The sequence below is a fragment of the Marisediminitalea aggregata genome (assembly GCF_900129565.1).
GTDB lineage: Bacteria > Pseudomonadota > Gammaproteobacteria > Enterobacterales > Alteromonadaceae > Alteromonas > Alteromonas aggregata.
Window position 1 is genome coordinate 705,530 of record NZ_FQWD01000002.1, and the last position, 13,709, is coordinate 719,238.

9 protein-coding genes are annotated in these 13,709 nt (G+C 48.6%); 2 read left to right on the forward strand and 7 right to left on the reverse strand.

From position 1 onward, the window contains the following. Positions 1-18: 18 nt before the first annotated feature. The 5 genes from BUB81_RS07240 to phoB all read right to left on the reverse strand — a co-directional run bounded on the left by BUB81_RS07240 (position 19) and on the right by phoB (position 8,854). Positions 19-2,667, reverse strand: a complete 2,649-nt coding sequence (locus tag BUB81_RS07240) for a TonB-dependent receptor domain-containing protein (RefSeq protein ID WP_073320435.1) — start codon at positions 2,665-2,667, stop codon at positions 19-21. Positions 2,668-2,787: 120 nt separating this feature from the next. Then, the gene (locus tag BUB81_RS07245; RefSeq protein WP_073320437.1) at positions 2,788-5,565 is read right to left on the reverse strand and encodes a hypothetical protein; all 2,778 of its coding nucleotides are present in this window, start codon (positions 5,563-5,565) and stop codon (positions 2,788-2,790) included. Positions 5,566-5,827: 262 nt separating this feature from the next. Next, complete coding sequence (locus BUB81_RS07250; RefSeq protein WP_073321099.1) at positions 5,828-6,775, reverse strand: PstS family phosphate ABC transporter substrate-binding protein; 948 nt, start codon at positions 6,773-6,775, stop codon at positions 5,828-5,830. Beyond that, on the reverse strand, positions 6,775-8,088 hold the full coding sequence (gene phoR, locus BUB81_RS07255; RefSeq protein ID WP_073320440.1) for a phosphate regulon sensor histidine kinase PhoR: 1,314 nt from the start codon (positions 8,086-8,088) through the stop codon (positions 6,775-6,777). Before phoR ends, BUB81_RS07250 begins: the two co-directional genes overlap by 1 nt. A gap of 76 nt (positions 8,089-8,164) precedes the next feature. Beyond that, positions 8,165-8,854, reverse strand: a complete 690-nt coding sequence (phoB, locus tag BUB81_RS07260; RefSeq protein WP_073320443.1) for a phosphate regulon transcriptional regulator PhoB — start codon at positions 8,852-8,854, stop codon at positions 8,165-8,167. A gap of 237 nt (positions 8,855-9,091) precedes the next feature. On the opposite strand from phoB, the gene BUB81_RS07265 reads away from it, so the two are divergent. Together BUB81_RS07265 and rdgC are read left to right on the forward strand one after the other, a co-directional pair. Further along, positions 9,092-10,819 carry a sensor histidine kinase gene (locus tag BUB81_RS07265; RefSeq protein ID WP_073320446.1) on the forward strand — a complete coding sequence of 576 codons (1,728 nt, stop codon included), beginning with the start codon at positions 9,092-9,094 and terminating at the stop codon, positions 10,817-10,819. Between the two features lie 78 nt (positions 10,820-10,897). Then, positions 10,898-11,806, forward strand: a complete 909-nt coding sequence (gene rdgC / locus BUB81_RS07270) for a recombination-associated protein RdgC (RefSeq protein ID WP_073320449.1) — start codon at positions 10,898-10,900, stop codon at positions 11,804-11,806. Between the two features lie 11 nt (positions 11,807-11,817). Here the strand turns inward: rdgC and BUB81_RS07275 are convergent, their stop codons facing one another. Then, on the reverse strand, positions 11,818-13,074 hold the full coding sequence (locus BUB81_RS07275; protein ID WP_175555781.1) for a DUF418 domain-containing protein: 1,257 nt from the start codon (positions 13,072-13,074) through the stop codon (positions 11,818-11,820). 33 nt (positions 13,075-13,107) lie between these two features. Further along, positions 13,108-13,647: a helix-turn-helix domain-containing protein gene (locus tag BUB81_RS07280; RefSeq protein ID WP_073320455.1), complete on the reverse strand. Its 540-nt coding sequence runs from the start codon at positions 13,645-13,647 to the stop codon at positions 13,108-13,110. Positions 13,648-13,709 lie beyond the last annotated feature (62 nt).

Here is a 13,709-nt window from a genome sequence, read left to right on the forward strand (position 1 = left end):
TCAATGGGTTACGCTAGCTTAAAAATCGTACTTGTACGACAGGCTTAAGCGGGTTCCCTTTGTCTCAGACCGGGCCAGGGTGTTCTCAAATTCCAGCTCTTGCTGGTCATCCAGAATATTCTGCACCTTGAATGTGACAGTGGTATTAAAGTCAGGGTAATACTTGTACACCATATCCAGCGAGTGGAATGGCGCTTCGTAAGTATCGTCGAAGAAATCAATACCCGGAATGATGATACGCTCGCCAAATACGTTATACACCAACGATGCCGAGTGCTCGCCATTGTCAGAGTCATAACCTAACTGGGTGTTAAGTACATATTGTGAGTGACCGGTTAAGCGACGTTTCAGATTAGTAATCGACGCCGACACACCGGTTTGTTCTACGATATTCTGACGGTCCAGTTCAATCTCTGAATCACTCAGCGTGATGTTACCTGATACAAACAAGTTGTCCCAGATACCGTCGCCGATGACTTCCAGACCTTGCAGGAACTCGATTTCAATACCGTACAGTTCACCCGATTCAGCGTTAGCAATACGCACCAGCGGCGGACCATCCTGAGCCGGTGATTGCACCGATTCAATAGGGTCGTCCATGTCTTTGTAGAACAGGCCTACAGACAAGTTGTTGCCCGCTTCGCGATACCATTCCCAACGAATATCGTAGTTCGCAATTTTCGTTGTACGGATGCCTGGGGTACCACCAATCGGGAATTCCGTTAACGGATCGATGTAGGTAGCAGAAGAGACTTCACGCAAGTCCGGACGAACTACGGTTTGACCGAAGCTCACACGCAACTGCATGTCTTCTTCCATAAAGTACGTTACAGCAATCGACGGATAGAAGTCATCTTCCATAAATTGGAGCTGCGCACGGTCTGCGTCATCAGCCAAATCGATTTGGTTAGTACGCGGATCGAACGGCACAACTGCCTGACGGAAGTCTTCGTAACGTACACCACCACTTACGCGCCAGGTATTGTCGAAGAATAAATCAGCCTCGAAATAATAAGCGTCAATTAACTGAGCAGCAATGTAATCATCACCTGCAATCGTGGTATCACGCAGCAAGTTGATGCTGGTATAGCTGGCCGAATCCAGTACGTCATCAGTGAGGATATCCGAGTAGACGTTCCCCTGTAAAATAGACGTATCGGCAAATGCACGAGTACTCACGTCAAGACGGCGGTTTTCAGCGATACGGATTTTATTGACGTAATCGTAACCACCTTTGAATTCCATTTCCCAGCGACCCATAGTAACCGGGTAGTTTACATTAAAGCCGTAGTTTTCTACACGGTCGTGCAGCGCCTGAAATGAATAACGCGCAGCTGTTTGTGCGTTGGTTAACACACTTTCATTGACCTTGTCGTATACACCGTCCAGGTTTTCATCGGTCAGAATGAAACGCGCTTCCATGTTGCCTGGTGCATTACGCGATGATCGACCCAGCGAGTATTTCCAGTCTAAACCCATAAAGCCAAGGCTTGGGAAAGTGTGCATGCCTTTCAACTGGTTTGTGTACATACGACGTTCTTCGTACAACACTTCATATTCGCGAATACGCTGATCATCCACCAACTGAATGTTGGCTGAGTTACCGACTTTTTCGCGGAACTGGTCGCGGGTATCGTTCAATACGATCAGGCTGTAATCAATCTGATGCTGACGGTTATAGTCGATACCAAGGCTCATCAGGGTAGACCATTTTACCGAGTGTTCAGTGGTATCGACTTCGTCGAAGAAACGCACCATGCGGATGGAGTCTTCGCCGTCGCGCAGTGGTTGTTCGCCGATGTACTCTTCAGACACGTTCCATTGGTTGTTATAACCCGTGGTAACCAGATAACCCCAACGCCATTCATCGTCGATATCGTGGCTGTTACCCAGGGTCATGTTGAAGCCGGTATCCGGATCAACTTTTGCCTGATAAGGGTCGTAGTCGCGGTGCAAGCCTTTGAACATTTCTACCGATTCGGCTTGTGTCAGGTCATCGAGGAACTTGAATTCGTTCCATTGCTGAAGAATAGATGCGGGTGCCGCGCGGGTACCATCATCTTTACCCATCCAGTCATCGCTGCCGCCATCGTAGAAATAAGCATCATCAAAGTTGTTGGTATTGGTGCCCAAACTACCGCTCATGTTAAAAATGTACTGAGACGGAATAGACTTAAGGCGTACATTTACGTTACCACCACCGAATGAAGCGGGCATGGAAGGCGAGAACGCCTTTTGCACAGACAGGCTTTCGATAATACCCGATGGAAATAAATCCAGTGGAATAACGTTACGCGTTGGGTCAGGGCTCGGTACCGATGCACCGTTTAGCTGCGTTGATGAATAACGCTCACCTAAACCACGCACGTAAATAAATTTACCGTCAACTAGCGTCAGACCCGTTACACGACGAAGTGCCGACGCAGCGTCACCATCACCCGTTCTGGAAATCTGCTCCGCGCCCATGATATCGGCAACGAATGCCTGATTTTTACGCTCTTCCATCACAGCCGTTGCTGTGCCTTTCAGACGCGTTCCTGTAGCAACCACTTCTTCAATGGCTTCTTCTTCACTTTGTGCCAGGGCCACACCTGACTGAGCGAACAGTCCGGCTGCCACTGCCAGTGACAAAGATTTCATTGAAAACGTGTAGGCAGGATTCTTCATTTTGCTACCTCGTTGAAAGCAATCTCAACCAGAAAGTGAGTAATTCACGTTCTATATTTATCTTATAAGTAAGCCCGCTGCGGTGTGCAACGGGCTTTCTTGTTAACCAGCTACCGGTCTTTACTCCAGACCAATGGTCCAGCCTGCAGTCCAGTCATCACCTTCTTTAACCGCACCAATAAAGTCAGCGTTGTCGAAGAAGCTGTCACCTGTAAAGTCAAACGGTGTGGCTGTTGTTGTGCTGTAGATACCAGAGACAACATCTGCCTGAGTAGCTGCAACAGCGTTACCCGACTGTGAGTTCAGGAACCAGTCTTCCAGGTCTACTGCAGTGTCAGCATTCTTGAAGTTTTCGCCGTTTTCACATGCGATAACTGAGTTGCTGAACATGATAGTGCCGTCGCCCAGGTTAGTTTGTGATTCAGTTGAATCTTCAACTTCGAAACACTCACCCATACCAGCTGGACCGGTTACGATGAAGTTGTAAAGTTGTGCACCTGTACCTTCGCGCAGATAAACACCTTCTGAGTCATCTTCACCGTCGAACGTGTTACCGATAATGGTTACGTTAGCCAGTGACGGGTTAGACTGAGGCTCAATAGCCGGGTTAGAACCGTCGTTATCAGCTTCGATACCGCGGTTAGCATCTGAGTTGTCTTGTGCCTGACGTACCAGTACGTACTGCATGTTGCCCTGGAAGCCGTTATCCCAGTCGATGCTGTCATCCTGAATGTCGGTCAGAACCAGGTACTTAACGCTTACAGAACCGCCGAAGAACTCAACACCGTCATCCGCATTCGCGTGAACCTGGATGTGGTCAACAGTGGTACCAGAACCTACACCACCAAACGTGATGCCGTTCAGCTCGTTGTCCAGCGCGATTTCAAAACCGCCGAACTGTACGCGAACGTAGCGCAGGATACCAGAGTTGTCTTCAGAGTTAGTGCCGCCGAATACAGCACCTTCTTCTACACCTTCAACCTGAAGGGCACAAGCTGAACCGTCATCCGGACATTTGTTAGAAGGCGCGTTACCCAGAATTACCAGGCCACCCCATTGACCAGCCGCCGTTGTGCCGCCAGTTACGTCGTCGTATGAAGTAAATACGATTGGGTCAGTCGCTGTACCTTCAGCTTCAATCTTTGAACCGCGGCTTACTACCAGGTAATCGTTACCAGACGCACCATAAACCGTTACACCAGCGTCAATTGACAGCGTAGCGCTATTTTCATTGTCGCCGCCTACAAATACCGCACCAGACAATGCATAGATGTTACCTTCAGTCAGGTTCACATCAGTAGTCAAAGTACCGCTTAATGAACAGGTCGTTGTAACACCGTCTACAGACGCGATGTTAGAGGTACCAGCAGGACAACCAGAGGTTGATTCAACAACCTGAATTGTGCCGCCGCCGAAGCCAAACGCCCAACCCTGACGCCAGTCAGTTTCACCCACTGCACCAATGAAGTCAGTTGCTTCGAAGAAACCGTCAACTTGCGATGCATCATCACCTGCACCTAACAGTGGGCTGTCAGCCAGAGGCTTGCCTGTAGAGCTCAAAAGGATGGCAGACGCATCCAGAACCTTGTTGCTGGTTTCAGCAGTGAACCAGGTTTCCAGGTCAGTACCGCCGTTTGCTGTGTCAGATTTAAAGTTTTCACCGTTAGCACATGCAATAACAGAAGACTTAACAGTGATGGTGCCGTCAGCCAGGTTAGCTTGTGATTCAGTTGAGTTTTCAACTTCGAAACACTCACCCATACCTGATGGACCAGTAATAACCATGTTATAGATTTGAGCGCCAGTGCCTTCGCGCAGGTATACGCCTTCAGAATCGTCTTCACCGTCAAAGTTGTTACCTATGATTGTCAGGTTAGAGATCATTGGGTTTGATTGCGGCTCGATGTCTGGTACAGAACCGTCGTTATCGGCTTCGATACCACGGTTGGCGTCGCCGTCAGCGGTGTTCTGCTGAACGAATACATACTGCAGTTTACCCTGGAAGCCGTTGTCCCAGTCTACAGAGTCATCTTCGTTACCGGTTAATACAAGGTGCTTAACGTTAACGTTACCACCGAAGAATTCTACGCCGTCATCTGCGTTTGAGTGAACCTGCAGGTAATCAACTTCGGTACCAGAACCAACACCACCGAAAGTTACACCGTTCAGTTCGTTGTCAACTGCAATTTCAAAACCTGCATACTTAACAACAACGTAGTTAATTGTACCTGAACTGTCTGTTTCGTCAGTACCACCGAATACCGCACCTTCTTCTACACCTTCGATTTGAAGTGCGCAGTCAGAGCCGTCTTGTGGACATTTGTTAGATGGCGCATTACCCAGCAATACAATACCACCCCATTGGCCTGCGCCAACTTCGTCACCGGTAACGTCCTGATAAGAAGTAAAGATGATGGGTGCGTCTGCAGTACCCACTGCTTCGATTGAAGAGTCACGGCTAACAACCAGGTAATCACCACCGCTGCGACCGAAGATGATTGTGCCTTCTTCGATAACCAGGTTAACGCTGTTTGCTTTGTCTTCGCCAACAAACAGTGGACCTTCAATTGCCCATACTGTGTCGTTAGTCAGTGTAATGTTGCCGTTCTCGTCAGCATCGTCGGCAGTTAGTGTGCCAGACAATGTGCGTACTTCAACCGTTTGACCTAATGCCGCAGAAACTTCAGAGCTTAAGAAGCTGCTGGTTTCACCTGGTAGCGTGTCGTCAGTACCACCGTCTGTACCACCACCAGTGCCACCATCGGTACCTGAATCACCGTAGTTGTTTGTTACACTGTTGTCGATACTACCTTCAGTGATGTTAATGTCGCCACCACAACCAGCAAGAGCCAGCGCCGCAGCAATTGCTGAGGCTTGAAATAACTGCTTAAGTTCCATGCGTGTCTCCAAGTGAGAAATAGACTTATAATTTAAAAACGCGAGAAGAGTACCTAAGCAAAATGACAGAAATGTTACATTACAGGTTCGTCACAAAACTTTAATAAAAAAACAGCGGTAAAAATTAGATATATCAATGACTTTAAGCTACCAAGCTAGCCTGAATTAAAAATTCCACTTAAAAAACAAAAGCTTAGAGATTGATAAGAAAACGCGTTGTGTAGATCAGGCGAGCCGGCAAAGTCGGCTTTGCTGTCACAATTTACCTTGAAGCCCCCAGCAATTGGCGGCGTTGGCGTAACAATAGCGTTTCTTTGATAGGAAAATAACCGTCTCGGGCCACCAGCTTTTGCCCGGTATCTGACAGCACAAAGGTAAGAAACTCTCTGACCAGCGTGGGCAACGGCTCGTCAGGGGATTTGTTGATCACTAAATACAGAAAACGCGTGAAGGGGTATTGCTGCTCCCGCACGGTTTCTACGTTGAGGGGAATAAACTCCGCAGCATTCTCACCCAGCGGCAACGCCCTGACACCAGCCGTTTTGTAACCATAGGCCGCATAGCCCATGCCGCCTTTACTGGATGCAACAGAAAGCACGACCGACGCCGAGCCGGGTTGTTCGTTGACGGTTTTGGTAAAATCACCATCACACAACGCTATGATTTTAAACAAGCCGTACGTACCCGATACCGAATTCCGGCTAAATAAGCGGATTGGCGCGCCCTGACCATAATTATGGACACCTAACTGAGACCAGTGAGATATTGCTTCCTCACCACCACAAAACCGTGTTGCGGAAAAGATTGCATCGACCTCAGAAAGAGTCAGGCCTGGCAATGGGTTTCTGCGCTCAACAAAAATCGCAATCGCATCCAACGCCACCTGAATGACCGTGGGCGGATAGCCGTGCGCTCTTATAAATGCCTGAATTTCACTGGGCTTCAACTCGCGACTCATCGGCCCGATTGTGGCGGTACCCTCGGTTAGCGCAGGCGGTGCCGTTGATGAACCGGATGCCTGAATCTGAAACTTTACATCCGGGTACAAGTGTTTAAATTCCTGCGACCACAGGGTCATCAGATTCGCCAGGGTGTCGGAACCCACAGACGTAATCTTGCCGGCCACGCCGGGTTTGCGTTCGTATTCAGGTGCGTCAGCGGCGACCAGTGCAGGCCAACAACACAACAAGGTTAGTACCACAATACGCATCATAGAACAGGATCCTGACTGGCAATCATTTCGGCGTCGAAATTAAAGAAAAACACACTACCCTCGCCCACCACACTGGTGATCTGAAGCTGAGAATTATGGTGATTCAGTACGTGTTTCACAATCGACAAGCCCAGTCCTGAACCACCCGTCTTTCTGGAGCGCGCTTTGTCGACCCGGTAAAAGCGCTCGGTCAATCGCGACAAGTGGCGTTGTTCAATGCCGTCACCATCGTCTTTAACCGCGAACTTAACACCATCTTTGGTCACCGACCAATACACATCTATATGGCCGCCCGGCGGCGTATAGTTAATGGCATTAAAAATGAGGTTGGAACAGGCACTGCGCAACTCCGTTTCAATGCCGTAAATTTTAACCCCTTCATCAAGATGAAAGGCTATGGTGTGGCCTTTGTCTTTGTTGAGTGCATCGGCTTCCAGTTTAATCTGGCGCAGCATTGCGGGCATATCCACAGTGTTTTCATAAATCCGCTCTGAGCTCGCTTCAATTCGCGACAGCACCAACAAATCTTCAATCAGACTTTGCATACGCTGCGTCTGCGAACTCATTTCCAAAAAGGCCTTTTGCGTCAGCGGGTCAAGTTCTTCACCGTTGCCCGCCAGGATTTCCAGGTAACCATTGATCACGGTTAATGGCGTGCGCAATTCGTGAGACACGTTAGCCACGAAGTCTTTGCGCATTTCTTCCAACTGCGACACCCTGGTCACATCCCGTGCTATCAACAGCAAATGTTCTTCACCATAGGGCATGATTCGGTATTCGAAGGTTTTTTGCGGATTCAGCGGCGAAGGCACTTCAATGGGGTAGTGGTATTTACCCGCGTGAAAATACTGAATAAATTCCGGATGGCGAATAAGGTTGTCCAAGCGGCGACCAGCGTCACTCGGCCAACGCAATCCCAGTTCCAGTCGAGCCAAACGGTTGCACCAGATAATACAGGCTTTTGCATCAACCACTACTGCAGCATCGGGTAGCGCTTCTGACCCTTCCCGAAACCGCTTAACCAACGCGCCTAATTCTTTGCGCTTGTTACGGTTGCGGCGCTGCAGGTAATAAATCCCTTCGTAGATATGTTCCCACAGACCATTTACCGATGGCGGTGACATTTTGCGACTATGCCACAACCAGCGATTGAGCTTATAAAGATGCCAGTAATTCAGTAACAGTAACCCGGTAGCACCTAACGCCACGGCGAGCAGCATGTCGTCGAGATACCAGCCAACCAGGGCAAATACAATGAGAAACAGACACAGTCGCACAATCGACTTAAACCATGAAAAGGGGTAGTACATCCCGGTTTATCCTTTACTTGTGCGACGTAATTGAAAGCTGAATGGGGCAACCACTATACCCCATTGCGCTAATGACTTACAGTTTAGTAGAAAAGCGGTAACCGGCACCACGCACAGTCTGGATCATAGCATCGTGACCATGCATGCCAATCGCTTTACGCAACCGGCGAATGTGTACGTCTACCGTTCGATCCTCTACATACACATTGGTACCCCATACATTGTCGAGCAGCTGTTCACGGCTGTAAACACGCTCGGGGTGTGTCATAAAGAAATGCAGGAGTTTGTACTCCGTCGGCCCCATATCCAGCGCGTCTTCATTGGCCATGACACGATGCGAGATAGGCTCTAACTTCAAGCCGTTGAATTCGATTGGCTGTTCATTCGACGTGGGTGTAACGCGACGCATTACCGCTTTAATACGGGCAATCAGTTCTTTTGGTGAAAAAGGCTTGGTGACGTAATCATCCGCGCCCGCATCCAGGCCGCGAATTTTGTCTTCTTCTTCGCCGCGAGCAGTCAGCATAATAACCGGGATATCCCGCGTAAACTCGTGCTGCTTCAGACTTTTCGCTAACTGAACTCCACTGCCACCTGGCAGCATCCAGTCAAGCAGGATCAAATCCGGGTACGGTTCCACCAATTTTTGCTGCGCGATGTCGAAGTCTTCCGCCTCAATTGTTTCAAAACCAGACTGCTCCAGCACAAATTTCAGCATGTCGCGAATCGGCGCTTCATCTTCCACTAACAAGACTCTTCTTGACATAGATTTTTTCCAGCTCATAACCAAAACGCCGCTATTATTATCAGGGTGTGTGACAATTTTATTAAACGATTACATTATTATGTCAAGTTTATGAACTTTGACACCGAATCCAACGTAACACAAAAGCTACGATGAAACTTAACGTTAAACACTCGCGTATAACTTGTTAATTCAGCAATTTGCACATATTCTTGACTGAGCACAGGTTTTTCAATTCGTATAGCAAATAGGTTGCAGATGGCGTCGGTTCAGACAGGATTGTCGAGAAAATTACTTACCCGGGTATTGTCGGTGTATTTCATACTGACGTTTATCGTTACCATTGGCCAGATATTCACTGAGTATCTAAGCACCAAAAGTCACATCGAATCTGAACTTCAAACCCTGAAAAACACCTTTTCGACCAGCCTGACCCGCGCCATTTGGGAAGTAAACATACCTCAGGCTCAATCCATTGCCGAAGGATTAATGGAGCTCCCGATTGTTACCGGCGTGCAGATTCGCGATGAAAACGGTGAGTACATTGCGGATTTAGGCATGACCATTGCGCAAATTCGCGCGCCAATAAGCAGCGGCGAACTGGAAGATCACAGCGGCGGTTTATTCAGTTACAGCTTTCCGCTTATCTTTGAATTTTCCAATCGCGCTTCAACGGTGGGTGACGTTACCCTTTACTCCAACTTTAATATTATCTTTAGCCGAATCGAAGTCGGTATTTTCTTTTTGTTGGGTAACGCCATTGTAAAAACCGCGTTTTTAGTGTTTTTATTTATGACCGCATTCCGACGGATGCTGTCTGATCCGTTGGTAGAAATCACGCAACAAATGAGCGCATTCAACCCGGAGCATCCGGAAGAGTCAAAAGTGCATTTAACACTGCACGATGAAAACGAGCTGCGCTTATTACAGTATTCCTACAACCAGGTCATAGACGACTTGATAATTTCTCAGCAAAAGCTGCGAAGTACCCAGGAAGAACTCACCCGGGTCAACAAAAAACTAGACGACCAGAACCTCCTTCTCGAGCAGGAAGTTGCGAAAAAGACCGCTTCACTTAGCCAGATCATGCTGGACCTTGAACGCCAGAAAGACGAACTGATCACCAACCAGCGAGAACTTCGCCAGGAAAATGAAAACCGACAGTACATCGAAAATGTACTCAGAGAAAAAAACCAGGAACTGGCGAAATCTATGGAGCACCTGAAGCTGGCTCAGGATCAGCTACTTGAATCGGAACGAATGGCGTCGTTGGGCGGATTAGTCGCGGGTATCGCCCATGACGTAAATACGCCTTTAGGTGTTGGTGTTACCGCAGCCAGTTTCCTGCGTGACCGCATTGATACGGTAAAAGCAGCCTACGAGGAAAAGTCGCTGACTAATAAAACCATGGCCTCGTTTTTGGGAGAAGCTGAACAAACAACCCACCTGTTACTGACAAACCTGAATCGTGCCTCTGAGCTTATCACTAGCTTCAAACAAGTAGCAGTAGACCAGACAAGTGAAGCCGAAAGGGTATTTAATTTAAAGAGTTACCTGCACGAAGTACTGCAATCTCTGGCACCTTCATTCAAACACCAAAAGCACGTTGTGAACATTGAATGCCCCGAGGACCTCGAGATACGTTCTGCGCCGGGTATTATTGCTCAGGTCGTTACTAATATGATCATGAATTCAATCATTCACGGTTTTGAGCACAAGGACAATGGCGTCATCGACCTGCTTGTAAAAGAAGAAGACGAAGACGTTATGATCACCTACAAAGACGACGGTTGTGGCCTGAATGCAGGTCAGCTTGACCGCTTATTCGATGCCTTTTTCACCACAAAACGCGGCCAGGGCGGCAGTGGTTTGGGTACGCATATCATGTACAACCTCGTCACCCAGGCACTGGACGGCCAAATCGACGCCTTCAGTGAACCCGACAAAGGCCTTCGATACGAAATTCGCTTTCCAAAACGAACGTAGATTCCGTTTTCCTTCTATTGCGATCAACGGGCGGCACTGCTAACCTTTGCCGCCCTTTTCAAAAGAATCTGTTGCTCTATGTGGTTTAAAAATATTAAAGCTTATCGGCTGACACAACCTCTGTCCCTGGATGACGAAGCGCTGCAAACGGCGTTAAATGAATTCGCTTTTCGCCCTTGTGGCACTCAAGAAACGGCCACTATGGGCTTTGCCTCGCCTTTTCACTCAGCAGGCCAACACAGCATGTTGTTTCATCAAACGCAGTTGCGTTACTGGATCACATTGAAGAAACAAGAGCGACTGCTGCCGTCGTCGGTTGTTAATGCTGAACTGGCTGAGAAAGTCGAGCAAATCGAAGCCGAAACCGGCTCACCGGTAGGTAAGAAGGCCCAGTCAGATCTTAAACAGCAAATTATCACCCGTTTGCTGCCACAGGCGTTTACCAAAAACACCTACACTAATGGCTTTATTTCCATTCCGGACAACCTGGTCGTGGTCGATGCCAGTGCCGACGGCAAAGCAGAAGCTTTCCTTGCTATGGTAAGAAAGGCGCTGGGTTCATTGCCGGTAGTGCCACTGGTGCGCAGCAGCCTGCAAAGTGAATTAACTCATTGGTTAACTGAACAGCCACCCGAGAAAATTGAATTACTGGAAGAAGCGGAGTTCAAGTCTACAGACGAAACCGCGAGTATCATTCGATGCAAAAACCAGCCACTGGACAGCGAAGAAATTCAGCACCACTTGGACGCCGGCAAGCTGGTTCAGAAAGTGGCCTTTGAATTCGACGAAACCCTGGAAGCGGTTATACAGGAAGACGGCACCATAAAGCGCGTGAAGTTTACCGACCGTATCAAAGAAGAAACCCAGGACATTCCGAAAGATCAGGTTGCAGCTCGTCTTGACGCTGAATTTGCCCTGATGTCGGCAGAAGTGTGCGGCATTGTGGGTTACCTTAGCGAAACGCTGGCTTTAGATAAAGACCTGTAATTAATGACGCCCTAACGTCGCCAGGCTTGCCGGCGACGTTGGGTGGCACTGCGCCAAATCCATTCTACCGGTCCAAATTGAAAACGGGTTAGCCACCAGCGTGACCAACTAATTTCAATTAACCAAATAACCACCACCACCATAGAAACCTGCCAGCGCGACAGTGACGCATAAAGCCCCATTCCCCAGCCGTAGAATATCACGCCGCACAACACACTTTGCATCAGGTAATTTGTTAGTGCCATTTGCCCTACCGGCGCCAACCAGGCGGTAATGCGCCCGCCAATACCTGAAGCACTAACCTTCGCCTGTTGCACTATTAGCATGAACAAACAGGTGTACCCCCAGGCGGTTAGCAACGATCCCCACAGGTTCCATAAGCGGTCGGTAGAAAAGGACGAGGGCAGCGCAAATTCACTGCTGGCAATTGCCCAGGCGCCGCAAGCACTTAACGCCACACCCAGCGGTAAAAATAGCAACAAATGTGTAAGGTAGAAACGCGAGGATCTTGTTGCCAGCAATACCCCTGATTTATACAGGGCCATACCTATCAACATGATCCCGGACATACGCACAATAAGCGGAATCAAATAACTGGTTTGGTATTCGATGGTAGTCGCTACCCGATAGGTAGTTTGCTGCCACCAGGAGCCGAGGTTAGCGTTAATTTCCGCCCTCAGTGTTTGCTCAGATGGCCAGAATACCGCTTTGGACTCTGCCAGCTCATCGGCCGGCATGACATCCCAGCCCCAGTACATTAGCAAATACAAACACGTGATCGCCAACTGCAATAGCACAGCCACAATCCACAAACTTCGAATACGCCAATGGCGGCAAGAGTAAATCAACATTCCCGAAATGGCATAGGTGACCAGAATATCTCCCCACCACAACAGGTAACCGTGAATCAGGCCAATCATAAGTAACCAGAGCATGCGGCGGTAATGCAGATTTTTCGCTCGTTGCGGATCAGATTGCTTGTTTGCCATTAGCACAATGCCGGCACCAAACAACATCGAAAACAACGCGTAAAACTTTTCTGCAAAAAACAGATCGGTCAGCATCCATTGCCACAAATCAGCAGAAGACAGCGCCCCCATTGCAAACGGATTGGAATAGACGATTTCGGGATACGCAAACGCAATCGCGTTCATCATCAGAATGCCAAGCAACGCGAATCCGCGCAGCGTGTCCAGGCTGATATAACGGGTATTCTCCGTTTTTGAAAGGTCGGATGGCGAGGCCGTTAACGAATGCGATTTACTCAAACTAACTCCTTGTTCACGCATTTATGTTTAAAATCAGGGGTAGCTAATCACATCGATAAACCGGGTTTGTTGTCCATTTGTTTTGTACCCGTGGCGTTGGTTGGCATGGAACCGGGCACTCTCGCCCTCTTTCAACGTATGCCATTGTTCGTCATAGTAAAGTAGCAACTCGCCATGTTGTACTACAACATGTTCATAAACACCAACAGCATGCGCGTCAGACCATTGGGTATGTGCGTTTAATAGCGTTAACTCAAACATTTCAAAGCCGCTGTCCGGATTAAACGCGAACAGGGTCTTTACCCGAAAGTTATCTTCATGGCGAGCCAGCTCCTCATCGTCACCGTAAGGTGATGCATCGGTGCGACTTAATAAGCCAGAAAACGAACATTCGAGGCCTGTCGCAATTTTCCACAGGGTCGCGACCGTGGGGCTAGACTCCTGACGCTCAATTTGCCCCAGCATTGCCTTTGACACGCCACTTGCGGCTGACAGCTTATCCAGACTCCATCCGCGCGTTTTTCGGCGCTGTTTTATTTGTTCTGCAATGCTCTTTGAAATGTGGTCGTGCATAGTATTCCCAATTGTGCGCTATAACGCACAATGCTATGATGCGTTTTTTGTGCGCTATAGCG